Below are 24,733 nucleotides of genomic sequence, written 5' to 3'. Positions count from 1 at the left end.
CCAAGGGCGAGGAGGCCCCATGTCACCCGACAACCGCATCTCACTCCAGAAACTGGAAGTCTTCAGCAAGGTCGCCGAACTCGGCGGCGTGCGGCGGGCGGCCGAGGAGCTCTACATCTCCCAGCCTGTCGTGAGCGCGCACCTGCGCTCGCTGCAGCAGCGGGTCGGCGCCAAGCTGTTCCACCCCGAGGGCCGGGGCATCGCGTTGACGGAGGCCGGCGAGCGCACCCTGCTCTGGGCCAACGAGGTGCTGCGCGGCCGGGTCGAGTTGGAGAAGGATCTGGCCGATCTCTCCGACGGGCTCTCCGGGTTCGTCTCGGTGGGGGCGAGCATCACCGTCGGCAACAGCATCCTCACCCCGGCGGTCATCGACTTCAAGATCGCCAACCCCAGTGTCTCGGTGCGGCTCGAAATCTCCGCCGTCGAGACCGCGCTGGAGCAGGCCCGGCTCGGCCGCCACGACTTCGCGATCGTCGCCACCGGCGCCGTGCTCGACTCGCGGGCATTCGACTCCGAGCTCGTCGCCGAACCGCCGTGGGCCGTCATCGCGGCCGCGACGAACACCACCATTCCCGACACCGTCTCGCCGAAACAATTGGCGAGGCTGCCCTTCGTCTGCCCGCCGGGCGGGATGGCCATCCGGCGTAGTCAGGACAACGCGCTCGCCTCGATCGGCGTCACCGACCGCCGGGTGGAGATCGAGCTCGGCAGCGCGGAGTCGATCAAGCAGGCGGTGGCCGCCGACATCGGGGTGGCGATGCTCTGGCGCGCGTCGGTGCAGGCCGACATCGAGGCCGGCGCGGTGCGCGAAGTGCACGTCACCGGGCGGCCGATCCGGGACAAGCTGTTCATCGTGCGACGCACCGGCAACCGGCTCACGCCCCTGCAGCAACGCCTCCTGGACGAGTTGCGCTCCGTGATCGAGGACCGGCTCGGGGATGCGACCCCTATCCATTCGCCTATCGATGGTGGCGCAATTACGTCATAGTGCTATCGGCCGACCGCGTCTTACCGTGATGCGGTGTTGACAAGCCAGAACCCCACCTCATCCACCAGCGCACTCGGTGCCGAGTCCGCCGCAGCGGTCTGGGACGTCGTCGTCGTCGGAGCCGGACCGGTCGGAATGACCCTCGCCACCGAACTCGGCCTCCGCGGAGTGAAGACGCTCGTCGTCGAGAAGGCCACCGAGACCACCACCAATCCCCGGTGCAATACGACGAACGCCCGCTCGATGGAGTACTTCCGTCGGCAGGGCAGCGCCGACCGCATCCGTCGCGCCGGACTGCCGCTCGAACACGCCACCGACGTCGTGTACGTCACGACGCTCGACTCGTACGAACTGACCCGGTTCCAGTTCTCGTCGAGTCAGGCGGTGCTCGACGGAACGGCCGTCGAGTTCGCCGAGTGGCCGACCCCAGAACCGCAGCACCGCATCTCGCAGATCTTCCTCGAGCCGCTGCTCGCCGAGCGCCTCGCCGAGCTTCCGAGCGTCACCGTGCTGCGCGGCTGGGAGGCGGCCGGCGCCGAACAGGACGGCGAGGGAGTGTCGATCGTGCTCACCGAGACCGCCACCGGGGGCACGCGCACGGTGCGCGGCCGCTATGCGGCCGGCTGCGACGGCGGCACGAGCGTGCTGCGCCGCGCCATCGGTGCTCGCCTTCAGGGCGACTCCGAGGCGGCCGAGCGTCGCCTGTCGATCTACTTCCGCTCCGAGGAGCTGGTGCCGCTGCTGAAGGATCCGGGTTGGATGTACTGGTGGTACGGCCCCGAACTCCGCGGCTCGTTCCTGCAGCTCGACGGTGAATCCCTGTTCCTCTGCCACGCCCGGGTGCCGGAGGGGATGGAACCCGACGACCTCGACCCCGATCGGGTGCTCGAGGCGGCGATCGGCCGCCCGATCGCCCACGAGAAGCTCCAGGTCATCCGGTGGACACCGCGCCGCCTGGTTGCGGACTCCTTCCGGCAGGGCCGCATCGCGCTCGCCGGAGACGCGGCGCACCTGTGGCTTCCCCTCGGCGGCTTCGGCATGAACACCGGCATCGCGGATGCGGTCGGCCTCGGCTGGCGTCTGGCCGCGCTCCTCTCGGGAGCGGGCACCGATGCCCTGCTCGATGACTACGAGGCCGAGCGGCAGTCGGTCGGCGAGGCGACCTCGCGGGCGGCTCTGAAGATCGACCGCGACATGTCGGCGATCGGCCGCGATCCCGAGCTGCACGCCGCCACCGAGCGCGGGGAAGCACTGCGCGCCGAGGCCGGCCGGCTCATCCAGCTGATCGATCGCCAGCAGTGGCACAGCCAGGGGGTGCAGTTCGGCTCGCGGTACGAGCGCTCCGCCGGGATCGTGCCGCCCGAGTCCGTCGACGGCACCGCGATCGCCGCCATCGACAGCTACACGCCGTCGGTGCGCGCCGGCTCGCGGTTGCCGCACCTCTGGCGAACGGATGGCTCGTCGCTGTTCGATGCGCTCGGCCGCGACTGGACGCTGATCACCGTTGGCGACACCGATTCTGCAACGTACCTCGCCGCCGCCGAACGCGCCGCCGTCACGCTGACTGTGCTCGCCCTCGACGCCGAGGAGGCGCAGGGCGTGATCGACGCGCCGGCCGTCCTCGTGCGTCCCGACCTGTACATCGCCTACAGCGGCGAGCGTCCCGACGATCTGGAGGCAGTGTTCGCCCAACTCCTCGGGTCGGGACGCACCGAGGCGCGCGAGCCCAGCGAGGTCGGCGCGGCGTGACCGTCAGCCCCTGCACCATCCGCTCATGGAGATCAAAGGAGACATCACAATGAGCACGACGAAAGCCAAGGTTCCGATGTACATCGGCGAGGACGGCCGCGAGCTTCGGCGCGTGCTCGCCTCGAGCTACGTCGGCAGCATGATCGAGTACTACGACTTCGTGCTCTACGCCGCCGCATCCGGGCTCATCTTCAACCGGCTGTTCTTCAACGACCTGCCGCCCGCCATCGCCACGATCGCCGCCTTCGCCACGCTGGCGGTGGGCTTCGTGGTGCGCCCGCTTGGCGCGATCATCTTCGGATATTTCGGCGACCGGGTCGGCCGCAAGTCGGTTCTGGTGCTGACCATGAGCATGATGGGCATCGCCACCGCGCTGATGGCCGTGCTGCCCACCCGCGACCAGGCGGGGGTGCTCGCACCGATCCTTCTGATCGTGCTCCGCATCGTGCAGGGACTGTCGGTCGGCGGCGAATGGGGCGGGGCCGCCCTCATGGCCTTCGAGCACGCCAACCCCCGGCGGCGCGGCTTCGCGGCGGTCTTCGCCACCGCGGGTCAGCCGACCGGGTCGCTGCTCGCCGGGGTCGTTCTCGCCCTGTTCGCCCTGATGCCCGAGGACCAGTTCCTCGGTTGGGGCTGGCGGGTGCCCTTCGCGCTCAGCGCCGTGCTGGTGATCTTCGGCCTCTGGATCCGCGTGCGCGTCTCCGAGTCGCCGCTGTTCGTCGAGGAGAAGCGCCGCCGCGAGGAGACCACCGAGAAGGTGCGTGCGCCCCTCGTCGAGGTGCTGCGCCGGCCGGGCACCCTCATCCTCGCCTTCGTGGCGCTCCTGGCGCCGTTCCTCTCGTTCACCCTCTCGGGCGCGTTCGGAATCACCTACGGCGCGACCCACGGGCTGACGACCTCGAGCGTGCTCTTCATCTCCTCGGCCGGGTCGCTCGTCTGCATCGTGGGGGAGCTCTTCTTCGCCGCGCTCTCCGACCGCGTGGGGCGTCGCCCGGTGATGATCGGCGGCGTGATCGCGGGTGCCGTGCTGGTCTGGCCGTTCTTCGCGCTGCTCCAGACCGGCACCGCCTGGGGCGCGCTGCTCGCCTTCGCGCTCATCAACGGTGTCGCCATCGGCGCCACCTTCGGCCCGCTGGCGGCCTTCATGGGCGAGCGGTTCCACACCGGCTCGCGCTTCACCGGGCTCTCGCTCGGCTACCAGATCGCGGCGACCATCGGCGGCGGCTTCGGTCCGCTCATCCTCACCGCCCTCATCGCCGGCAACCCGGGCGACGTGTCGCCCATCGTGTGGTTCATCGCCGGCGTCGCCGTGCTCAGCATCATCGCATTGCTGCTCTCGAAGGAGCGCGCGGTCGAGGCGCCGGCCGGCTCGAGCGCCGGAGCTGTTGCCGGTGATGCGCCGACGGGCGTGGCCACTCCGCGGCACGGCCGCGTCGCCCAACCCGTTCCCGACAAGGCCGCGCGGTGAGTTCGGGCTCGATGGGCAGGATGCCGCCCTTCAGCGAACCCGAGATCGACATCGATCGATTGCCCGGCGGCGTGATTGAGCTCCGTTCCCGCCGGCGGCTCTCGGATGCGCCGGTGACCACCCTGCACTGGTTGCGTCGGTGGGCACGCGAGACGCCGCAGACGGCGTTGCTCACCGAGGTCGAGGCCGGGGAGCGTCGCGTGCTCGACTACGCCAGCGCCTGGTCGGCCATCGCCCGCACCGCGGCCGCCCTGACGGAACGGGGGATCCGCCCCGGCGACCGGGTGGCGGTGATCGCGACCAACAGCATCGAGTCGTTCGTCTGCGGTCATGCCGCCATGCTGGTGGGCGCGCTGTGGGCACCGATTGCGCCGCAGTATCTGCGCCCCGGTGCCGATCGTGGTCGCATCGCCGGAGTGCTCGATCTGGTCGACCCCGCGCTCATCGTGGTGCCCGATCCCGCGCTCCACGCGGGACTTCCGGATGCGCGGGTCGCCGTGACGGGCATCCGGCCCGCCGGCGCGCAGGATGCCGCGAGCACCGACGACCCCGACGCACTCGCCGAGCATCTGCTCGACGCGGCGCGCGACGACGACCCCGTCAAGCTGCTGCTGACCTCCGGGTCGACCGGCACGCCGAAGGCGGTCGTCTACACGCACCGGATGCTCGTGAGCAACATGCGCGCCACCGTCGACGTGTGGCCGTTCGTGACCGACCACCCGCCCGTGCTGGTGGACTGGTTGCCCTGGAACCACGCCTTCGGCGGCAACGCGAACATCGACATGGTGCTCCTCGGCGGCGGCACGCTCCACATCGACGACGCCCACGGCCGCCCCGCGCACCTGGGCCGCACGATCGCCTCCATCAAAGAGTTCTCGCCCACGTTCCACGCCGCGGTGCCCGCCACATTCCAGGCGCTCCTGCCCGCGCTGGAGGCCGACCCGGAGTTCCGCCGAGCACTCCTCGGGCATTCGGACGCGCTCTTCTCCGCCGGAGCCGCGATGCCGATGGGCACCTTCCACCGGCTGCGCGAGTTGTCGCTGACCGTGCGCGAAGACCCGGTGCCCGTGCTCACGGGCTGGGGATCGACCGAGGTCGGCCCGGCGGCGACGACGGTGCACACCGCCGACAGCGAGCCCGGTCAGGTCGGGCCGCCGCTGCCCGGCGTGACCGTGCGACTCGTGCCCGTGGCCGGCAACCTCGAGCTGCGGGTGAAGGGTCCGAGCGTGATGCCCACCTACTGGCGGGAGCCCGAGCGCACCGCCGCGGTGTTCGATGCGGACGGCTTCTACTGTTCCGGCGACGCCGGCGTGCTGGTGGACGAGGACGATCCCGGCCGGGGCATCCGCTTCGACGGACGCATCGCCGACGACTTCAAGCTCGCGAACGGCTCCTGGGTGAATGTCGATCGGCTCCGCTCGAGCCTGCTCGCCGCGGGCGGCACGGGGGTGCGCGACGTCGTCGTGGCGGGCCCCGACCGGTCGCATCTCGTCGCGGTGTTCTGGCTGGCCGACGGCGCTGCGGTCGATGTCGACGCCGTCGTCCGTGCTCACAACGCGACCACGTCGGGGCAGACGAACCTCATTCGTGCGGCCGCCGTTCTGACGGCCGAACCCGCCGCCGAACTGCTCTCGCCGAAGGGGCTGCTCAAGCCGGCACTGTTCCGGAGCGCCTCGGCCGACCTGATCGACGCCCTGTACCACCCTGATTCCGTTCTCGCGAAGGAGCCCTCATGATCACCGTCGAGTCGGCCGGCGACCTCGCCGAGCACGTGGGAACCGTGCTCGGTCACAGCGCGTGGACGACGGTGCCCGCCGAGCGCATCGCCGCCTTCGGTGTGCTGACCGGCGACGAGCACTGGGTGCACCTGGACCGCGAGCGGGCGAAGGCCGACAGCCCGTTCGGCGACGTGCTGGCGCACGGCTTCCTGATGCTCAGCCTCGTGACCGGTCTGGCCAACGAGTGCTACGCCGTGCGCCTGGCCGAGCGCTGGACGAACTACGGCCTCGACCGGGTGCGCTTCACCGCCCCGGTCACCCCCGCCGACCCCCTCCGGCTCGCGCTCACGCTGAACTCGCTCGAGGAGACGAAAACGGGATACCGGCTCGTTCTCGGGTGTGTGCTGGAGCGGGAGGGCTCGGAGCGCCCGGCCATGGTGGCCGACTGGATCGTGTTGATCACCGAAGGAGAAGCCCGATGAGCGAGCAGAACCCGTTGAGCGAGCAGAACCCGTTGAGCGAGCAGAGCCCGATGAGTGAGTATGGCCCGATCGGCCAGGAGGGCACGTTCCTCGACCACGTCGGCGGCATCGAGTGGCGGGTCGGACCGGATGCGGTGAGCATCCGTCTGACGGTCCGCCCGGCCCACGTCAATCCCAACGGCACCGTGCACGGCGGGCTCATCCTGACCCTCCTCGACTTCACGCTCGGCGCCGAGGTCGAACGGTCGCTCGGGGCCGGCCAGCAGGGACATCCGATCACGATCCAGCTCTCCAGCAGCATGATCGGCGCCGCGTCGCTCGGCGAGACCGTGCTGGGTTCGGCGCGGGTGACCGCGCGCACGAAGACGATGAGCTTCGTGTCGGGCGAGATCACTTGCGACGATCGACTGATCGCCTCGGCCACCGCCGTGTTCCGCAACCCCCGCATAGCCTGATCCGCCTCGCCCGAAAGGAGCGGCCATGAGCCCCGCCCGAACCACAGCCCACATCATCGACACCCACCACCACGTCGGCGAACTCGCCCTGGGCATGGGGGAGGCGGGCGCCACGGCTGAGGGCACGAGCATCCGACCGGTCGAGGTGCACACCGCGATGCTCGACCACTTCGGCCTGGCGGCGGCCTGCGTCATCCCCGGCTTCCAGTACGACCGCAGCGACGGCATCGCCAACACCCGCGCACTCAACGACGGCATCGCCGCCTACCGCGACAGCCTGCCGAGCCGGTTCCCCATCGCGCTCGGCACGGTCGAGCCGCTGCATCGCGAGGCGTTGTGCCGCGCCGAGGTGACCCGGCTGGTCGACGAGCTGCAGATCGACGGCCTGGCCTGGCACACCCGCTACCAAGGGGTGGCGCTGTCCGACCGGCGGATGCACGTGCTGATCGACCTCGCCACCGAACGCGGGCTGCCCTGCTACCTCCATCTGTTCAGCGAGTCGGGCCTCGAGGCCCCGTGGTCGCTCCTGGATCTGGCGACCGCGCATCCGGACGCCACCCTCGTCGCCCTCGACGGCTTCTCGGGGGCCACGCAGATCCGCTACCTCTTCGACATCGCCGAGCGCTGCCCGAACGTGCTGTTCGACACCGCCATCTGCTTCCCCCTGCTGCGGCCGCTCGACGAGTTCGTGAGCCGCTTCGGGTCGGAGCGCCTCCTCTTCGGCACCGACTCCTACGCCCAGCCGCTGCTCTACAACACGCCCTCCGTGTTGCACGAGCTGCAGGCCTCCGACATGCCGCAGGACGACCTCGAGAACATCATGTGGCAGAACTTCCTGCGGGTCTTCCCGCAAGCGGCAGCCCGACTCGGCCTCACCGACCACCCGTCCTGAACTCGAATGGAGACACCATGAAAGCCGCCCGCTTCCACGCCGCGCGAGACCTGCGCGTCGAAGACGTTCCCGAACCCGAACTCCGCCCCGGCGCCGTCATGGTCGACATCGCCTGGTGCGGAATCTGCGGCAGCGACCTGCACGAGTACCTCGTGGGGCCGAACTTCATTCCCCACCCCGGCCATCCGCATCCGATCTCCGGCGAGGAGCCGCCCATCGTCATGGGCCATGAGTTCTCCGGCACCATCAGCGCCGTGGGTGAGGGGATCACCGACCTCGTGGTGGGCCAGAACGTCGTCGTCGAGCCGTACATCATCCGCGACGACGTGCCGATGGGGCCGGACGACGAGTATCAGCTCTCGCCCGACACCAACTTCGTCGGGCTCGCGGGCCGCGGCGGCGGACTGAGCGAGAAGGTGGTCGCCGACCGCAAGTGGGTGCACCCGATCGGCGACATCCCGCTCGATCAGGCCGCCCTCATCGAGCCGCTCGCGGTGTCGCACCACGCGGTGACCCGGAGCGGCGCGAAGCCGGGCCAGACCGCCATCGTGGGCGGTGCGGGGCCGATCGGTCTGATGACCGCTGCCATCCTGAAGGCCAAAGGTCTGACGGTGCTGGTCTCGGAGATCAACCCGGCCCGCAAGGAGAAGGCGCGCGTCATCGGCGTCGACGCCGTGTTCGACCCGACCGGGACGGATGTCGCCGAGGAGGTGCGCCGCCGCACGGACGGCAAGGGAGCCGATGTCGCGTTCGAGTGCACGAGCGTGCAGCCCGTCCTCGACATGCTGATGGATGCCGTGAAGCCCACGGGCACCATCGTCAACGTCTCGGTCTGGACGGCGCCGGCGGCCGTCGACATGGAGCGCGTGGTGATCAAGGAGATCACCCTGCGCGGGTCGATGGCGTACGCGCACGACCACGCCGCCGTGATCGCCCTGATCCAGGAGGGGTCGATCGACCTGGAGCCGCTCATCACGAGTCGCATCGCCCTCGACGACGTCGTGGAGCAGGGGTTCGAGCGGCTCATCCAGAACAACGAGACCGAGGTGAAGATCCTCGTGCATCCGTGAACGGATGCCCGAACGGCAATGGCCGCCTCATCGAGAGGCGGCCATTGTCGTGTCGTCGCTGCGACGGGTGCGGAGGCGTCAGCCCGCGCGCACCTCGAGCTCGGAGTGCTCGGTGAGCGCGTGCCAGGTGCGGTTGTGGTACACCAGCGGTGCCTCGCCCTGCTGCTCGTCCTCGGCACGTGACCCGCTCTCGAGGGCCCGCACGACCACGATCGTCGACGTGCCGGCCACCGAGGTCGACACGACTTCGGCCCGCAGCCACCGGGAGACCGTCGGGAAGTACGGTTCGCCCGTCGGCAGGCGGCTCCAGAGCGAGGTGTCCGCGAATCGGTCGATGCCGCTCGTGGCGCAGAGCTGCGCTGCCCAGAGATCGCGTGAGCCGAGAAGGTGCACCACGACCGACTCCGACGCCGTGATGGTCGGGGTGCTCGACGAGAGGTGCGAGACCGAGAACACCAGGAGCGGCGGCTCGGCGCTCACCGAGAACACCGAGGTCGCCGTGAGGCCCACGGGCCCCGAGCCGTCGTCGGCCGTGATGACGGCGACCCCGGCCGGGTGACCGCGGAACGCCGCGCGGAACTCGTCGGCGCTCAGCCCAGGGGCTCGCCGGTACTCGACGTGCGCCTGAACGGTGCCCGCGTCGGGGGAGTACCAGCCCTTCGACTCCGCGAAGGCGAGCATGGCGTCGAACGAGTTCTCCCAAGCAGCGTCGCCGTCGCCCTGGTGCCGGAGCCAGCCGGCGTGGATGACGGGCTCGGCCGTGCCCTCGTCGAACGAGCCGGCCGACGCGCGCCGGAGGGCGAGGTCGATCTCTGAGCGTGTGGTGCCCTGCTCGGCCTCCACATGGAATCGATCGAAGACCCCGGCTTCGATCAGGTCCACGTCGGCCGGCTCCGCCGGGCTCCCGATCCGGATGATCATCGCCGTCACGCCTTCGCGGCGACTTCGGCGTCGTACTTCTCGGTCATGTGCGAGATCGCCGCCAGGTGCTGCTTCGTCTGCTCGTCGCGCAGGGCCGCCGTGTGCGCCTTGGATGCGGCCGCCGCGGCGAGATGGCCCTGGAACGCCGGCATCACGTGGCGGGCGAAGAGCTCGTAGGAATTGAACGTCGCCGCCCGGTTCGCCCAGTCGTTGCCGAACACGAGCAGGGCGCCGAAGCCGCCGGTCTGCTTCTCGAGGCGCTCGATCTGCTTCACCGCGTCATCCGGCGTGCCGATCACGCCGATGCCGTTGTCGTTGATGAAGTCGATCATCTCGCGCACGTTGTCGCCCTCGACCGCCATCTGCGGGAAGGCCACGACGTTCTGCCAGTAACGGAACCACTCCTCGATCCCGTACTCCACGTCTTTGTAGGCCTGCTCGCGGGTCTCGGCGAGGTGGAACAGCGTCGCCAGGCGCCACTGGTCGCGCGAGACGGTCTTGCCGTACTCCGCGGCCCGCTCCTCCTGGATACCGTAGGCGTGGGCGAGCGCGTCGAAACCGTCGGAGGTCATCGTGGCGCCGATCGAGAACAGGCCGAGACCGTGCATCCCGGCCAGTCGCGGCCCGGTGGGCGACACCACGCCGGCCGCGACGATGTCGAAGAGCGGGTCGGAGTACGGTGCCAGCTGCAGCCGGGCGTCGACGAGGGTGTGGGTCTTGGTGGTGGCCGTGACCGTTTCGCCCCGCAGCAGCCGCAGGATGATGTCGATGTTCTCCGAGAGCAGTTCGCGGGTGTCGGTGGGGGTCAGCCCGATCATCGAGGAGTCGGAGGGGAGCGAACCCGGCCCGACGCCGAGCATCACCCTGCCGCGGGTCTGGTGGTCGAGCTGCACGAAGCGGTCGGCGACCCAGAGCGGGTTGTGGTAGCTGATCGAGGTCACTCCCGAACCGAACTTGATGCGGGTCGTGACCTCGGCGGCGGCCGCGATGAAGATCTCGGGGCTGCCGATGATCTCGCTGCCACCGGAGTGGTGCTCACCGATCCAGGCCTCGTCGAAGCCGAGCCGGTCGAGGTGCTGCATCAGTTCGATGTCCTGGCGCATCGCCAGCGTGGGATTGATCTTCGAGGAGTGCAGGGGGGTCTGCACGATTCCGAAACGCAAGCGCGTCATGGTGACTCCATTTCTTCACGTCGTCGTGGGTTCTTCAGTGTCGGATGAGCGGACGGGGTCGCAGAAGTGGTCGAAAGTTACCAGTGCGGCCGGACGGCCCGGTCGCCGCGAGTGTTCACGAGCAAGGCGAGCTGTGTGCGCGACCGGAGCCGGGTGGTGTCGAGGATCGCGCTCACATACTTCTTCACCGTGCCTTCGGTGAGGTTGAGGAGCGTCGCGATCTCGGCATTCGAGTGGCCGGCGGCGATCAGGCGTGCGACCTCCCGCTGCCGTGGGGCGAGTGCGGAGAAGCGGTCGTGCGAGGAGTCGGGCTCGTCGGTGGCGAGCGCCCGGCTGAGGCCGTTCAAGGGCCCGGCGAGGCGCCGGAGAGCGGCGAGTTCCTGCTGCTCGCGCACGGAGGCTTTGGATTTGAAGATCCCGATGACGGCCCGTCGGCCCCCTCCAGCGTCCAGATGGAGCGCAGTGGCCGCGTGGAAACCACCGGGGTAGAGGTAGCGGTCGAGATAGTCCTGCGCCGGATGCGGCAGCCGGCCGAGCTCGCCGAGTCCGGCCACCCGGGTGCGGCGGAGCAGGGTCACCGCTGCCGCCGTGGAGAACACCTCGTTCTTGTACCAACCGTCCTGATAGGGCGCGAGCATGCCCACCGAGCTCCGCGTCTCCAGCGGATCGGGGTCGGTCCAGATCGCGGCGAACGACGACCCGGTGAAGAAGGTCGTCGTGGTGAAGCCGAATCGTCGCCCGAGCGACTCCAGGAGCGCCTCGCGGAAGCTCCGGAGGTCGCGCGCGGTGTCGCAGTCAGCCAGCACGCCGAAGATGCGGTCGTAGTCGGCCGAGGTCAGCACGTCACGATCGAGCGCACCGGACGCCGTCGTCATCGTGCCCCGGTGGCTTCGGTCTTCGTGGCGAGCACCGGGTCGGCCGCGACCTCCGCGCGGGCCTCGGCCTGCGCATCCGCCTGCGCGAGGGCATCGGCGGCGCGTTGCCGGCGTGACGGCCGGCGACGCGCTGAGATGCGGTCGCCCAGCACCGCGGCCACGAGGATCACGCCGGTGATCACCTGCTGCCAGAAGCTCGCGATGCCGGCGATGCTGAGCCCGTTCTGCAGCAGACCGATGAACAGCACGCCCAGAGCCGTGCCCACCACGCTGCCGAGCCCACCGAGCAGGCTCGTGCCGCCCAGGAGCACCGCGGCCACCGCCAGCAGCGGCAGACTCGGGTCGACCTGGGGCGTGGCGGCCCCCACGCGGGAGCTGGAGAGCACGCCGGCCACGGCGCCGAGCGCGCCCGAGATGGCGTAGACGATAACGATGGTGCGGGTGGTGTTGATGCCGGAGAGGCGGGCGGCCGAGAAGCTGCCGCCCACCGCGAACACGTCGCGGCCGAAGAAGGTGCGGCGCTCGAGGTAGAGGAAGAGGGCGAACACCACGATCATCACGCAGACGGGATACGGGATGCCGAACAGCGAGCCGCCGGAGAGCTGCGCGAACAGCGGATCGGTGAGATAGAACGACTTGCTGTTCGACCACAGGTTCACGATGCCGGTGAGGGTCGTCATCGAGGCGATCGTCACCACGAAGAACGACAGGCGCAGCCAGCCGATGAACAGTCCGTTGGCCAGAGCGCCGACGACGGCGCCGAACACCACGCTCAGCAGGAGCGCGAGCCACGCCGGCAGGCCCGCTTCGATGGTCTTGGCGAGGAAGATGCCGGCCAGAGCGGCGGTGGCGCCGACCGAGAGGTCCACGCCGCCGGTGATCACGACCAGCGTCATCCCCATGCTGACCACCCAGAGCGGCGCCGCCGCGGTGAGTACGTTCGCGATGTTGCCCGCCGTGAAGAAGACCGGCTGCGTGACCGCGAAGAACACCAGCATGGCGATCACGAGGAACAGCACCGGCCGGAACAATCGCGTGCCCGCCCAGAGGCGCGAGAGGGCCGGTTGTGCGGCGGTCGTCGATTCGATGGTCATAGGTGGCCTCCAGCCAGGCGGGTGATCGAGGGTTCGGTCGCATCCGCAGCAGCGACATCGGCGACGATGACGCCCGCGTGCATGACGAGGATGCGATCGCAGAGTTCGAGGAGTTCGTCGGTCTCCGAGGAGCTCACGAGGAGCGCGGTGCCCTGGTCGGCGGCGTCGCGCAGCAAGGAGTGGATCTCCTGCTTCGCGGCGATGTCGACGCCGCGGGTCGGCTCGTCCAGCAGCAGCACCGTCTTGCCGGCGCCGAGCCATTTGCCGATGGCGACCTTCTGCTGGTTTCCGCCGCTCAGCGATCCGACGGGGGAGCGGAGATCAGGCGCCTTGATCGACATCCGCTTCGCCAACGTCGCGGCCAGCGCGGTGTCCGCCGCGCGAGGGGCGCCGAGGCGCCGCCGGTCACGGGTGGTGACCATCAGGAGGTTGTCGACGATGCTGCGCTGCAGCACCACGCCGTCGGTCTTGCGGTCGGGCGGCAGGTAGGCGGCACCCGCCGAGATCGCCTCCTCGGGTCGCGCCCCGGTCACGGGTGTGCCGTTGAGCGAGACCTGGCCGGTGAAGGGGCGCGCACCGAAGAGGGACTCGAGGAGTTCACCGCGTCCGGCGCCGGTGAGTCCGGCTAGACCGACGATCTCGCCCGCCTGCACCGTGAGGCTGACGTCGGTGAAGGCACGGGCCGAGCTCGCCTTCTGCACCTCGATGAGCGGAGCGGCTCCCGGTGTCGGCCCGCGGCGGCCGGGCGGACTGGATCGTCGGCGCGTGGCCGCCTGGCCGACCATGGCATCCACGAGGGTGGTCTGGTCGAACGCCCCTGTGGGTCCGGTGGCGACGGTGAGTCCGTCGCGGAGCACGGTGATCTCGTCGGAGAGCTCGAAGAGTTCGGGGAGACGGTGACTCACGAAGACGGTGGAGACGCCCTGCCCCTTCAGACGGCGCACTGCGGCGAACAGCGACCGCACCTGGTCGTCGCTCAGGGAGCTGGTCGGCTCGTCGAGGATGAGCACCGACGTCTCGATCGAGAGCGCTCGGGCGATCTCCACCATCTGCCGCTGGTCGGGCCGCAGGCGCGACACCGCGATCGCGGGGTCGAGGTCGAGATCGAGGCGCGCGAGCACCTCGGTGGCACGACGACGGGTCGACGTCCAGTCGATGCCCCACCACGACCGGCTCAGGCGACGGCCGAGCAGGATGTTCTCGGCCACCGACAGATGCGGGGCGAGAGCGGATTCCTGCGACACCATGGCGATGCCATGCGCGAGCGCGTGGGCGGGGTCGCGGAACTCCACACGCTCGCCGTGCAACGTGATCGTGCCGGCATCCGGGCTCAGCTGGCCGGAGAGCACGCCGAGCAGCGTCGACTTCCCGGAGCCGTTCGCTCCGATCAGGCCGTGCACGCTGCCGCGCTCGGAGAGCTGGAACTCCACGCCGCGGAGGGCGTGGACTCCACCGAACGACTTCGTGATGCCGGTCAGGCTCAGGTGACTCATCCGCGCTCTCTCCAGTGAGGTCGATCAGCGTGCTGCTGCTGGACCGACTGTAGGGGAAGAGCACCCAGAGGTCTCTTTCGAAATTCGCCAGGCAACGATAGTCGAACAGCGATGGAACGGCGTCGAGCATCCTGACGGCTTTGGCTATCGATGCCGGTCGAACTATCTCATAGTGCTTTCAGTCCGGGCTGACCTACCGTGGGGCCTCATCACCACCCGTGTCACCACTCAATGAGGAGAACGCAATGACTCGACCACGCCACGTCCGTCTCGGCGCCCTGATCGCGGCCACCGCGATCGGGGTCTCCCTGGCCGCATGCAGCACGGAGGCGGCACCGGCCAGCACTGGAGACGCGTCCACCGCGGAGTTCGTCGACGTGCCCTACGACGGCCCGGAAGCCGGGTTCCCGGACAGCTTCCCCACCCCAGAGAAGGTTCCCGGTAAGTCGTTCACCATCGGCTATCTCAGCCCGTTCGACGCCTACCCCGTCACGCACTACCAGCAGGAGGTCGCCCAGAAGGTCACGGAGGAACTGGGCGGCACGATGATCGCCAAGGATGCGAACCTCGACGCCCAGCTGCAGGTGACCCAGTTCGACGAGCTGCTGACCCAGGGCGTGGATGCGATCGTGGGCTACCCGCTGAACCCCGAGTCGTGGAGCAACTCCATCAAGAAGGCCAACGAGGCGGGCGTCCCCGTGATCGCCTTCGCCACCCCGTGGGACTTCACCCAGGAGCCGATCGCCGGGGTCTCGGCCTCGATCGGCAACGCCTACGACGACGAGGCCTACGCCATCGTGCGCGCTGTGGCCGAGAAGAAGCCCGGCGCGACGTTCGCCGTGCTGAACGTGGGCCTGCCGATTCCCTCGCTGCAGTACGTCGGCGACCGCCAGGAGTACTGGGGCGAGAAGTTCGGACTGAAGTTCCTCGGCCGGGTCGACGCCCAGACCGACAACCCGGCGGGTGCGGCGACCGCCGCCAACGACATCCTCACCAAATACCCGGATGTCGACGCGATCCTCACCTACAACTCCCTCGCCGCGATCGCTGCCGGCAACATCGCCAAGGGCAAGATCATCACCGGCATGAACGCCGGATCGGTCAGCGACGTCGAATCGGTGCAGAGCGGCGCGGTGACGTTCAGCTACTTCCTGGATTCGGATGCGCTCAGCACGCAGGCCATCTACGCCGCCTACGACATCCTGACCGACCAAGGGGGCGACCTGCCGCCGCTGATCAACATCAAGGGCACCGTCGTCAGCCTCGACAACGTCGACGAGGTGACCGGTGTCTGAGCCGCGCTGGTTCGACGGGAGGGCCGGGCTCGTCACCGGCGCCGCGAGCGGGATCGGCCGCGCGAGCGCCCTGGCGTTCGCCGCGGCCGGGGGCGCCGTCGTGGTCGGCGACCTGGAACGGTCGCGCGCCGGAGGGGAGGAGACCGTGCGCCTCATCTCGGAGGCGGGGGGCGACGCGGTCTTCGTTCCCGTCGACGTCAGCGAGGCCGACCAGGTCGAGCATCTGGTCGACGCGACCGTCGCGAACTTCGGTCGACTCGACTTCGCGCACAACAACGCCGGCACCGTCGCCGAGGGGTTCACCGCCGAGGTGGAGGAGGGCGCGTGGGACCGGGTCTTCGACGTCAACATCAAAGGCGTGTGGCTGTGCATGAAGTATGAGTTGCGCCACATGAAGGAGCACGGCGGCGGCGCGATCGTGAACACCGCGTCGGTCTCCGGCCTGATCGGCACGGCCCTCACCAGCCCGTACGTCTCGACCAAACACGCGGTCGTGGGCCTCACGAAAGTCGCGGCGGGCGAATACGCCAACCTCGGCATCCGCATCAACGCCGTCGCGCCGGGCGCCATCTGGACACCGCTCATGCAGTCGGCGCCGGAGCCGATCCAGGAGATGATGCTCGCCCCTCAGCCTCTGCACCGCTTCGGCACGGCGGAGGAGGTCGCCGAGGCGGTGATCTGGCTCAGCTCCTCGAAGGCGTCGTTCATCACGGGCGTCACCCTGCCCGTCGACGGCGGACTGCTCGCCACGCCGGGCTCCTACAATCCGCTGCTGAGTCCCTCCCTCGACGACGACGCGAGCAGCTGAGCCGGGCGCCGGCGGCTACAGCGCCTCGAGGAATACGGCCGCGCCTTGCCCGCCGCCGCCGCAGATGCCCGCCGCGCCGAGCGCGCCGGGCCCTGCTGCGGCGAGGCGGCGGGCGAGGTGCCCGACGATGCGGGTGCCGGAGGCGCCGATCGGGTGGCCGAGGGCGATCGCGCCGCCGTGGGCGTTCACGATCTCGGGTGCGACGCCGAGCGCGCGGGTGGAGTGCACGGCGACGGCCGCGAAGGCCTCGTTGATCTCCACCGCCGCGAGGTCGCCGGCATCCCGTCCGGCCCGGGCCAGGGCGGCCGTGATCGCGTTCGCCGGCTGAGCGTGCAGCGACACATCGGGCCCCGCCACGAACGTGTGGGCCAGGATGCGCGCGATGCCGGCGACCCCATGGGCCGAGGCGGCGGCCTCGCTCATCAGCACCACGGCAGCCGCGCCATCCGTGAGCTGGGAGGAGTTGCCCGCGGTGATGGTGCCCGACCCGCCGAACGCGGCCCGCAGACCCGCGAGCGACTCGGTCGTTGTGTCGGCGCGCAGGCCGTCGTCGGCCGACACGACCGTCGCGCCCTTGCGGCCCGGCACCTCGAACGGCTCGATCTCGCCGGCGAGGAACCCGGCCGACGCGGCCAGACGCTGGTGCGATGCGGCGGCCCACGCATCCTGATCCACCCGCGTCAGGCCGAGCGAGTCGTTGCGCGCCTCGGTCGAGGCCCCCATCGAACGCTGCTCGAAGGCGTCGCTCAGGCCGTCGTGGTCCATGGTGTCGATCAGCTCGATCGCGCCGTAGCGCTTCCCCGCCCGCGAGCCTGACCAGGCGTGCGGCGCGAGCGTCATCGACTCTTGACCGACCGCCACGACGACATCCGCCTCGCCCGCGTCGATCAGCCGCGCGCCCGCGATGATCGCCTCCATGCCCGACAGGCACACCGCGTTGAGGGTGAGGGCCGGGGTCCCGAGCGGGATGCCGGCCCCTACCGCCGACTGCCGCGCCGGGTTCTGGCCGGCTCCACCCTGCAGCACCTGGCCGGCGTAGACGAAGTCGACCTCCTCGGGCGCTACCCCGGCCCGGGCGAGGGCGGAGCGGATGGCGGCGGCGCCGAGCTCGGTGGCCGGTACGGCCTGGAACTGCCCGCAGTACTTCACGAAGGGCGTGCGCGCGTAGCCCACGATGACGGCGCTCACGCCGAGGCCCCCGCGACCGTGGCGGCGACCGTCGCGTCGAGCTCCACGCTGAACTCCGCGCCCGTCTTCTCCCGCACCAGCTCCACGGATGCGCCCGGCGCCACCGCCCGCAGCACCAGTCCGCCGCCTGTCACATCGAACACGGCGAGGTCGCTAATGATGCGGTCGACGACGCCCGCTCCGGTGAGCGGCAGATCGCAGCGGGCGACGATCTTCGGCGTGCCGTCTTTGGAGACGTGATCGGTGAGCACGATCACCCTCGGGGTGCCGGCCACCAGGTCCATCGCGCCGCCCATGCCTTTCACGAGCTTGCCCGGGATGGTCCAGTTCGCCAGGTCGCCGTTCCCCGCCACCTGCAGGGCGCCGAGGATCGCCTTGGCCACGTGGCCGCCGCGGATCATGCCGAACGAGGTGGCGGAGTCGAAGATGCTCGCACCGGGCAGCAGCGTGACGGTCTGCTTGCCGGCGTTGATGAGGTCGGCGTCCTCCTCGCCCTCGAACGGGAACGGGCCCATGCCGAGCAGCCCGTTCTCGCTCTGCAGGGTCACGCTCACGCCCGGCGGCAGATGGTTGGCCACGAGCGTCGGGATGCCGATGCCGAGGTTCACGTATTCGCCGTCGCGGAGTTCGGCGGCGGCGATCGCCGCCATCTCGTCGCGGGTCCAGGGCATGGGGCTTCTCCTTCGTTTCAGGCGGCAGCGACGCTCAGGCCACCGCGACGCGCGGCCGGGTGGTGCGCTGCTCGATGTCCTTCACCCGCGGCCGCGACTGCACGAGCCGCTGCACGTAGATGCCCGGGGTGACGATCACGTTCGGGTCGAGCCAGCCGTCGACCACCTCTTCGGCCTCGGCGATGGTGAGGTGGCTCGCGGTGGCGACCAGGGGATTGAAGTTGCGAGCGGTGTGCCGGTAGACCAGGTTGCCCTCGGCGTCGGCACGCCAGGCGTGCACGAGGGCGAGGTCGGCGAGGATGCCCCGCTCGAGCACGTAGGTCTCGCCGTCGAACTCGGCGAGCGGCTTGCCCTCGGCCACCGGGGTGCCCACGCCGGTCTTGGTGTAGAACCCGGCGATGCCGGCACCACCTGCCCGCAGGCGCTCGGCGAGGGTGCCCTGCGGGGCGAACTCCACCTCGAGCGTGCCGTTCAGGTACTGCTCGGCGAAGAGCTTGTTCTCGCCGACGTAGGAGGCGATCACCTTCACCACCTGCTTGTTCTCGAGCAGGATGCCGAGGCCCTTGCCGTCCACACCCATGTTGTTCGACACGATCGTGAGGTCGCGTGCGCCGGTGTCGCGGAGCGCCTCGATCAGGTCGCTCGGGTTGCCGGAGAGGCCGAACCCGCCGACCGCGATCACCGCGCCGTCGGTGACGCATCCGGCGATCGCCTCGGCCGCACTGCTCCACCGCTTCGCCATGTCACTCCCTCGTGTTCGATCGCTGTCCACCACGTGGTCGGTGGGGCTCCTTCGTGCCGACGCTATGAGGGCGCGCATCCGCTGTCAAAGGCCGAAACGCCAGGGCGTCGTCGATGCCTCGCAGTCTGGGCGCAGGACGGCGCTATGCTCACAATATGGACAACTGGATGCGCCACCATGGCTGACCCGACGCCGGGAGCGCAGGTGGTCTCCCGGGTGAGCCGGGTGCTGAAAGTGGTGGCCGAGCATCCGCGGGGCGTGTCGGCCGCCGCCGTCGCGCACGCCACCGGACTCACCCGGCCCACCGCCCACCGGCTGCTCACCTCCCTCGCCGCCGAGGGCTTCGTCGACCACGACCCGGGGGCCGCCCGCTGGTTCCTGGGCCCCGAGCTCTACCTGCTCGGCTCGCTCGCCGCCGACCGCTACGACGTCACCGAGGCGGCCCGCGAGAGCGTTCGGGCGCTCGCCGCCGAGACGGGGGAGAGCGCGTTCTTCTCGGCGCGCCGCGGCCCGGAGACGGTGTGCCTGGTGCGCGAGGAGGGGAGCTTCCCGATCCGGTCGTTCGTGCTCTCCGAGGGCGTGCGCTTTCCGCTCGGGGTGGCCTCGGCGGGCCTCGCCATCCTCAGCTACCTCGCCGATGCCGAGATCGACGCCTACCTCGACGCCTCGCCGCTCGAGGAGCGCTGGGGGCCGCAGCACTCGCCCGCCGCGGTGCGCGAACGGATCGCGCTCACCCGTGAGACCGGCTATGCGGTGAACCCCGCCCTCATCCTGGAGGGGTCCTGGGGCATGGGCGCCGCCGTCTTCGACGCCCAGGGCCGGCCCGCCTGGGCCCTCAGCCTCACCGGCGTCGAATCGCGGTTCCGGCCTGACCGCCAGCGGGAACTCGGCGGACTGCTGCTCGAGCACGCCCACCGGGTGAGCACGCGCCTCGCCGGTCGCTAGGCGTCAGAGCGCGTCCGCGTCGGCGTGGATGAGGCGGATGACCTCCCGGCTCATCGAGTCGTAGTCGTGGTCGTTCTCGACTTCCCCGGTGATCGCGAAGCGGTCCATCACGGCCACCCGGTCGGCCAGCGTGATCATCTCGGCGAGGTCGCTCGAGATGAGCAGGATCGCGAGTCCCTCATCGGCCAGCCGCCAGATGAGTTCGTAGAACGCGCGCTTGGTGCGCAGGTCGATGCCCACGGTGGGTTCGTCGATGATGAGGATGCGCGGCGACGCCGCCAGCCATTTCGCCAGCGACACCTTCTGCTGGTTGCCACCCGAGAGCCGCCCGGCCAGTTGGTTCAGCGAGGAGATGCGGATGTCGAGATCGTCGACGTACCGGCTCACCACCTCGCGTTCCCGCCGACCGCTCACGAGCCCGGTTCCGCGGGCCAGCGACGACCACACCGTCACCGCGATGTTGCGGGTGATGCTCTGCTCGAGGAACACCCCCTCCTCCTTGCGGTTCTCGGTCACGTAGCCGAGCCGGTGGCGCTGCAGGGCCTGGCGCACCGAGCGGATGCGCGCCGGGCTGCCGTCGATCCGCAACTCCCCGGCGGTGATGCGTTCCAGCCCCACGATCGCGTGGGCGAGCTCGGTGCGGCCCGCGCCGACCAGGCCGTACAGGCCGAGGATCTCACCGGGGCGCACCGCGAGCGACACATCGTGATGGCCGGCGGTGGTGGTGACGCCGTCGAGTTCGAGAGCGGGGGCGACGTCGCGGGGCGCTGACCGCGTCGGCACCGTCAGCGAGCCGAGGCTGCGGCCCACCATGGTGTCGACGATCTCGTCGTGCGCGTGCTCGGCGAGCGGCCGCGACTCCAGCACCGACTTGCCGTCGCGGAGCACGGTGACGGTGTCGCAGTGCGCGTACACCTCCTCGAGCTTGTGGCTCACGAAGAGCACCGCCCGGCCGTCGTCGCGCAGGCGGTCGACCACCCGGAACAGGCGGTCGCTCTCCGCGCCGCTGATCGAGGCCGTCGGCTCGTCGAGCAGCAGCACCCGGGTCTCGGTGTAGAGCGCACGGGCGATCTCGACCAGCTGCATCTGCGCCGAGGAGAGCTCGGTGATGGGGGTGGCCGGGTCGAGGTCGACGTCCAGGAGCGCCAGGCACGCGGCCGCCTCACGGCGCACCTTCGACCAGTCGATGCGGCCGGCCGAGCGGGGCATCCGTTCCATCACGATGTTCTCGCCCACCGTGAAGCTGCGGATGACGTTGCGTTCCTGGTGCACGACGCCGATGCCCGCGGCGCGCGCCGCAGCCGGGTCGGCGAAACGCTGCTCGCGGCCGGCCACCACGATCGACCCGGCATCGGGGCGATGCACCCCGGTGAGCGCCTTGATGAGGGTGGACTTGCCGGCGCCGTTCTCGCCGAGCAGCGCGTGCACCGAGCCGGGAGCGAGGCGCAGGTTCACGCCGTCGAGCGCCTTGACGCCGGGGAACGACTTCGAGAGGCCGATCGCCTCGAGCAGGGGAGTGGTCGTCATCGGGTGGCCTCCACGGGTGTGACGTTCTGCGGGCCGGCGGCGCGGAGGGCACCTCGCCGGCGTTCGGCGCGCACCTGCCGCACGCGGTCGAGGGCGACGGTGCCGAGCACGACGGCACCGATGACGAAGTTGACCCAGGCCGGCGCGAGCTGGAACTCGGCGCGGGCGGTGTCGACCAGGCGCACCACCGTGGCGGCGAGCACGGTGCCGAGCACGGCGACGGTGCCACCGGTGAGCGCCACGCCACCGATGATCGGCGCCGCGAAACTCGGCAGCAGCCAGTCGCCGCCGACGCTCTGGTTCACTCCGGGCAGCGACGCGAGGCTCACCAGGGCGGCGACCCCGCAGAGGAGCCCGGACGCGGTGTGCGCCACCACCACGCTGCGATCGTTCGAGATGCCGGCCAGTCGCGCCGCCTCGGGGTTGTCGCCGCTCGCGAGCAGCTGCCGCCCGGTGAGGGTGAACCGGAAGGCGATCGCAACGACCACCGCCACGGCGACGGCCGCGAAGAAGATGACCGGGATGCCCGCCACCGTCGCCTTGCCCACCGCCGCGAGCGGCTCCCAGTTCGACGCCGACACCGTGCGGGTGCCGACCAGTGCGTACTGGGCGCCGAGCAGGATGGTCATGGTGGCGAGGGTCACGATGAAGCCGTTGATGCGCGTGAGCATGACGAGCAGCCCGTTGCCGAGCCCGGCCAGGGCGCCGACCACGAGTGGCACGAGCGCGCCGAGGAGCGGCGGCACGCCGACATCCGCCATCAGCACGGCCGAGAGCGCCGCCGCCACACCGCCGATGGCACCGACGGCGAGGTTGAGCTGGCCCACGGCCACCGTGATCATCTGCGCGAGGCCGATGAGGATGGGCACGGCGAGGAACTGGAAGAAGGTGCGCAGCCCCACGGGCGAGAACAGGTCGCCCTGGGAGGCGATGCCGAGCAGCACCGTGCCGACCACGACGATGGCGATGAGGGTGGCGCTCTGGGAGCGCAGGAGGGCGGAGACCGACCGGTTCATGCCGCCACCTCCTCGCGCTCGGGCGTCGCGGCGCCCGACGCATCGGGGGTGCGACCGCGCCGCAGCCGCACCTCGCGCACGCGGTCGGCGGAGAGCGCGACGAGGAGGATCACGCCGAGCAGCACGTTGAGCGTCTCGATCCCCACCCCGAACAGTTCGAGCCCCTTGCGGATGACGAGGGTGAGGGTGATGCCGAGGAAGGTGCCGACCACCGAGACGTAGCCGCCCGCGAGCAGCGTGCCGCCGAGGATCGGCCCCACGAACGACTGCAGCATGAACTCGTCTCCGATCGACGGTGTGAACGAGCCGATGCTCGTGGCGAGCAGGATGCCCGCGAGCGCCGCCAGGGCACCCGAGAGAGCGTGGGCCAGCACGATGCGCCGCCCGGTGGGGATGCCGGAGAGCTCGGCCGCCTTGACGCTCGCCCCGGTCAGCAGCAGTTCGCGGCCCACCCGGGTCTTCGTGAACAGCACGGCGACGAGCACCATGACGAGCGCCACGGGCACCACGATCAGCGGAATGGCGGCGGGGCCGCACCAGCCGACGAGACAGACGTCGGCGAACGAGCCGCGCCCCAGCAGGTCGAAGCCTGCCGGCTTCGTCGTGAACGCCGATCCCGCGCTGAGCGACGAGTAGATCGTCGGCACCAGGCCGAGCAGCGCGAAGCTCATGGCGAGGGTGACGATGAACGAGTTGACGCCCGTGCGTGCGATGATCCAGCCGGTGAGCGCGCCGATCGCGGCGCCGGCCACGAGCCCGGCGGCGATGCCGGCCACCAGCGGCCAGCCGGCGAGGTCGAAGGTGATGCCGGAGACCATGGCGCCGAACGCGGCCATCTGGCCCACGGCGATGTTCATGTGCCCGATCGACAGCACCATCATCTGCGCCAGGCCCACCACGGTGAACACCGCGATGCTCGTGAGCAACGGCGCGATGACGAAGGTCCCGTTGAGGAACGACGGCTTGACCGCCACGAGTACCGCGACGAGCAGCACGATGATGACGACCAGCACGAACCGCGGCGTGGCCACGAAGCGGCGGAGGAGTCCCGGCTCGTTCATGCGACGATCCGGTCGTCGATGGCGTCGCGGTTCCATTCGATGCCGAGGCCGGGCTGTTGCGGGGCGAGCGCGTGACCGTCGGCGATCTCCATCTCGCGGAGGGTGATGGCGCGCAGCTGCGGGATGTGCTCGACGTAGCGCCCGTTGGGCACCGCGCCCACGAGGCTCACGTGCAGTTCCATCAGGAAGTGCGGGCACACCGCGACGTTGAAGGCCTCGGCGAGGTGCGCCACCTTGAGCCAGGGTGTGATGCCGCCCACCCGCGCCACGTCGACCTGCACGATGCCGGCCGCCCCGCGCTGGAGGTACTCCCGGAACTGGCTGACCGAGTACATCGACTCGCCGACGGCGATCGGGATGCTCGTGGAGCGCGCCAGTGTGCGGTGCCCGGCGATGTCGTCGGCCGGCAGCGGCTCTTCGAACCAGTACAGGTCGAGGGGTTCGAAGGCCTTGGCGCGGCGGATGGCTTCGGCCCCCGTCATCGACTGGTTCGCGTCGACCATGATGTCGACGCGGTCGCCGACGGCGTCGCGCACGGCCCGCAGCCGCTCGACGTCGTCGGCGACGTGCGGGCTGCCGACCTTCACCTTGAGCCCCGCCCAGCCGGCCGCCTTCGACCGCAACGCGCCCTCGACGATCTCGGCCGTGCTGAGGTGCAGCCATCCGCCCTCCGTGTCGTACAGCGGCACCTCGCGCCGGTAGCCACCCGCCACCTGCCACAGCGGTGCGCCGGCGCGCAGGGCCTTGAGGTCCCACAGGGCGGTGTCGACGGCGGCGAGGGCGAGTGAGGTGATGGCCCCGGTCGTGGTGGCCCGGGTCGAGGCGAACAGGTCGACCCAGGCCGCCTCGACGTCGGCCGCCTCCCGCCCCACCAACCGCTCGAGCAGGTGCTCCCGCAGCATCGAGAGCACCGCCCGCCCACCGGTGCCGATGGTGTACGAGTATCCGGTGCCGGTCAGCCCGTCGTCGGTGGCGATCTCGACGAACACCGTCTCCTGTTTCAGAAAGCTCTGCACGGCGTCGGTGCGCACGGTCTCGACCTCCAGGTCGACGAGGTAGGCGCGGGCGGTGGTGATTCTCGGCATGGTGACTCCGGTCGTTCG

23 protein-coding genes are annotated in these 24,733 nt (G+C 70.3%); 11 read left to right on the top strand and 12 right to left on the bottom strand.

The window, feature by feature from the left end; translation table 11 throughout:
* Nucleotides 1-19 precede the first annotated feature (19 nt).
* Genes AC3WLB_RS05590 through AC3WLB_RS05555 form a run of 8 tightly spaced genes read left to right on the top strand, consistent with a single transcriptional unit; the run spans nucleotide 20 to nucleotide 8,822 of the window.
* Entirely contained in the window at nucleotides 20-988 is a 969-nt protein-coding gene (locus tag AC3WLB_RS05590; protein WP_022897869.1) for a LysR family transcriptional regulator, read from the top strand.
* A 33-nt stretch (nucleotides 989-1,021) separates the two neighbouring features.
* A complete protein-coding gene (locus tag AC3WLB_RS05585; RefSeq protein ID WP_492504014.1) occupies nucleotides 1,022-2,737 on the top strand; it encodes an FAD-dependent monooxygenase in 1,716 nt (571 codons plus the stop codon).
* Nucleotides 2,738-2,786: 49 nt separating this feature from the next.
* Entirely contained in the window at nucleotides 2,787-4,205 is a 1,419-nt protein-coding gene (locus tag AC3WLB_RS05580; RefSeq protein ID WP_492504012.1) for an MFS transporter, read from the top strand.
* On the top strand, nucleotides 4,202-5,941 hold the full coding sequence (locus AC3WLB_RS05575; protein ID WP_492504010.1) for an AMP-binding protein: 1,740 nt from the start codon (nucleotides 4,202-4,204) through the stop codon (nucleotides 5,939-5,941). Before AC3WLB_RS05580 ends, AC3WLB_RS05575 begins: the two co-directional genes overlap by 4 nt.
* Entirely contained in the window at nucleotides 5,938-6,405 is a 468-nt protein-coding gene (locus AC3WLB_RS05570; protein ID WP_492504008.1) for a MaoC family dehydratase, read from the top strand. The genes AC3WLB_RS05575 and AC3WLB_RS05570 overlap by 4 nt, the downstream gene beginning before the upstream one ends.
* On the top strand, nucleotides 6,402-6,860 hold the full coding sequence (locus AC3WLB_RS05565) for a PaaI family thioesterase (RefSeq protein ID WP_492504006.1): 459 nt from the start codon (nucleotides 6,402-6,404) through the stop codon (nucleotides 6,858-6,860). The genes AC3WLB_RS05570 and AC3WLB_RS05565 overlap by 4 nt, the downstream gene beginning before the upstream one ends.
* 25 nt (nucleotides 6,861-6,885) lie before the next feature.
* The gene (locus AC3WLB_RS05560) at nucleotides 6,886-7,752 is read left to right on the top strand and encodes an amidohydrolase family protein (protein WP_492504004.1); all 867 of its coding nucleotides are present in this window, start codon (nucleotides 6,886-6,888) and stop codon (nucleotides 7,750-7,752) included.
* Between the two features lie 17 nt (nucleotides 7,753-7,769).
* Nucleotides 7,770-8,822, top strand: coding sequence for a 2,3-butanediol dehydrogenase (locus tag AC3WLB_RS05555; RefSeq protein WP_492504002.1), 1,053 nt, complete (start codon nucleotides 7,770-7,772; stop codon nucleotides 8,820-8,822).
* A gap of 78 nt (nucleotides 8,823-8,900) precedes the next feature.
* Here the strand turns inward: AC3WLB_RS05555 and AC3WLB_RS05550 are convergent, their stop codons facing one another.
* The 5 genes from AC3WLB_RS05550 to AC3WLB_RS05530 all read right to left on the bottom strand — a co-directional run bounded on the left by AC3WLB_RS05550 (nucleotide 8,901) and on the right by AC3WLB_RS05530 (nucleotide 14,377).
* Nucleotides 8,901-9,743, bottom strand: a complete 843-nt coding sequence (locus tag AC3WLB_RS05550) for a flavin reductase family protein (RefSeq protein ID WP_492504000.1) — start codon at nucleotides 9,741-9,743, stop codon at nucleotides 8,901-8,903.
* Nucleotides 9,744-9,748: 5 nt separating this feature from the next.
* Nucleotides 9,749-10,915 carry an LLM class flavin-dependent oxidoreductase gene (locus AC3WLB_RS05545; protein WP_492503998.1) on the bottom strand — a complete coding sequence of 389 codons (1,167 nt, stop codon included), beginning with the start codon at nucleotides 10,913-10,915 and terminating at the stop codon, nucleotides 9,749-9,751.
* 77 nt (nucleotides 10,916-10,992) lie between these two features.
* Entirely contained in the window at nucleotides 10,993-11,790 is a 798-nt protein-coding gene (locus AC3WLB_RS05540) for a helix-turn-helix transcriptional regulator (RefSeq protein WP_492503996.1), read from the bottom strand.
* Nucleotides 11,787-12,884, bottom strand: coding sequence for an ABC transporter permease (locus AC3WLB_RS05535; RefSeq protein ID WP_492503994.1), 1,098 nt, complete (start codon nucleotides 12,882-12,884; stop codon nucleotides 11,787-11,789). Before AC3WLB_RS05535 ends, AC3WLB_RS05540 begins: the two co-directional genes overlap by 4 nt.
* Nucleotides 12,881-14,377, bottom strand: a complete 1,497-nt coding sequence (locus tag AC3WLB_RS05530; protein WP_492503992.1) for a sugar ABC transporter ATP-binding protein — start codon at nucleotides 14,375-14,377, stop codon at nucleotides 12,881-12,883. The genes AC3WLB_RS05535 and AC3WLB_RS05530 overlap by 4 nt, the downstream gene beginning before the upstream one ends.
* A 245-nt stretch (nucleotides 14,378-14,622) precedes the next feature.
* On the opposite strand from AC3WLB_RS05530, the gene AC3WLB_RS05525 reads away from it, so the two are divergent.
* Nucleotides 14,623-15,672: a sugar ABC transporter substrate-binding protein gene (locus AC3WLB_RS05525; RefSeq protein ID WP_492503990.1), complete on the top strand. Its 1,050-nt coding sequence runs from the start codon at nucleotides 14,623-14,625 to the stop codon at nucleotides 15,670-15,672.
* Nucleotides 15,665-16,480, top strand: a complete 816-nt coding sequence (locus AC3WLB_RS05520) for a glucose 1-dehydrogenase (protein ID WP_492503988.1) — start codon at nucleotides 15,665-15,667, stop codon at nucleotides 16,478-16,480. Before AC3WLB_RS05525 ends, AC3WLB_RS05520 begins: the two co-directional genes overlap by 8 nt.
* A gap of 15 nt (nucleotides 16,481-16,495) precedes the next feature.
* Here the strand turns inward: AC3WLB_RS05520 and AC3WLB_RS05515 are convergent, their stop codons facing one another.
* The 3 genes from AC3WLB_RS05515 to AC3WLB_RS05505 are packed head-to-tail and all read right to left on the bottom strand — an operon-like array spanning nucleotide 16,496 to nucleotide 19,081.
* On the bottom strand, nucleotides 16,496-17,668 hold the full coding sequence (locus AC3WLB_RS05515; protein WP_492503986.1) for an acetyl-CoA C-acyltransferase: 1,173 nt from the start codon (nucleotides 17,666-17,668) through the stop codon (nucleotides 16,496-16,498).
* Complete coding sequence (locus AC3WLB_RS05510) at nucleotides 17,665-18,339, bottom strand: CoA transferase subunit B (protein ID WP_492503984.1); 675 nt, start codon at nucleotides 18,337-18,339, stop codon at nucleotides 17,665-17,667. The genes AC3WLB_RS05515 and AC3WLB_RS05510 overlap by 4 nt, the downstream gene beginning before the upstream one ends.
* Nucleotides 18,340-18,373: 34 nt before the next feature.
* Nucleotides 18,374-19,081 carry a CoA transferase subunit A gene (locus AC3WLB_RS05505; RefSeq protein WP_492503982.1) on the bottom strand — a complete coding sequence of 236 codons (708 nt, stop codon included), beginning with the start codon at nucleotides 19,079-19,081 and terminating at the stop codon, nucleotides 18,374-18,376.
* Nucleotides 19,082-19,258: 177 nt separating this feature from the next.
* Here AC3WLB_RS05505 and AC3WLB_RS05500 point away from each other — a divergent pair, with 177 nt between their 5' ends.
* A complete protein-coding gene (locus tag AC3WLB_RS05500) occupies nucleotides 19,259-20,026 on the top strand; it encodes an IclR family transcriptional regulator (protein WP_492503980.1) in 768 nt (255 codons plus the stop codon).
* A 3-nt stretch (nucleotides 20,027-20,029) separates the two neighbouring features.
* Here AC3WLB_RS05500 and AC3WLB_RS05495 read toward each other — a convergent pair whose 3' ends face one another.
* From AC3WLB_RS05495 to AC3WLB_RS05480, 4 genes are read right to left on the bottom strand one after another with little or no spacing between them, the layout of a single operon-like run.
* Nucleotides 20,030-21,553 carry a sugar ABC transporter ATP-binding protein gene (locus tag AC3WLB_RS05495; RefSeq protein WP_492503978.1) on the bottom strand — a complete coding sequence of 508 codons (1,524 nt, stop codon included), beginning with the start codon at nucleotides 21,551-21,553 and terminating at the stop codon, nucleotides 20,030-20,032.
* Nucleotides 21,550-22,569, bottom strand: coding sequence for an ABC transporter permease (locus tag AC3WLB_RS05490; protein WP_492503976.1), 1,020 nt, complete (start codon nucleotides 22,567-22,569; stop codon nucleotides 21,550-21,552). Before AC3WLB_RS05490 ends, AC3WLB_RS05495 begins: the two co-directional genes overlap by 4 nt.
* On the bottom strand, nucleotides 22,566-23,630 hold the full coding sequence (locus tag AC3WLB_RS05485; RefSeq protein ID WP_022898269.1) for an ABC transporter permease subunit: 1,065 nt from the start codon (nucleotides 23,628-23,630) through the stop codon (nucleotides 22,566-22,568). Before AC3WLB_RS05485 ends, AC3WLB_RS05490 begins: the two co-directional genes overlap by 4 nt.
* A complete protein-coding gene (locus AC3WLB_RS05480) occupies nucleotides 23,627-24,715 on the bottom strand; it encodes a mandelate racemase/muconate lactonizing enzyme family protein (protein ID WP_492503973.1) in 1,089 nt (362 codons plus the stop codon). The genes AC3WLB_RS05485 and AC3WLB_RS05480 overlap by 4 nt, the downstream gene beginning before the upstream one ends.
* Nucleotides 24,716-24,733: the final 18 nt, after the last annotated feature.

This window comes from Herbiconiux sp. FW305-C-125, from assembly GCF_058783455.1.
This window is presented reverse-complemented; position numbering and strand designations above follow the sequence as displayed.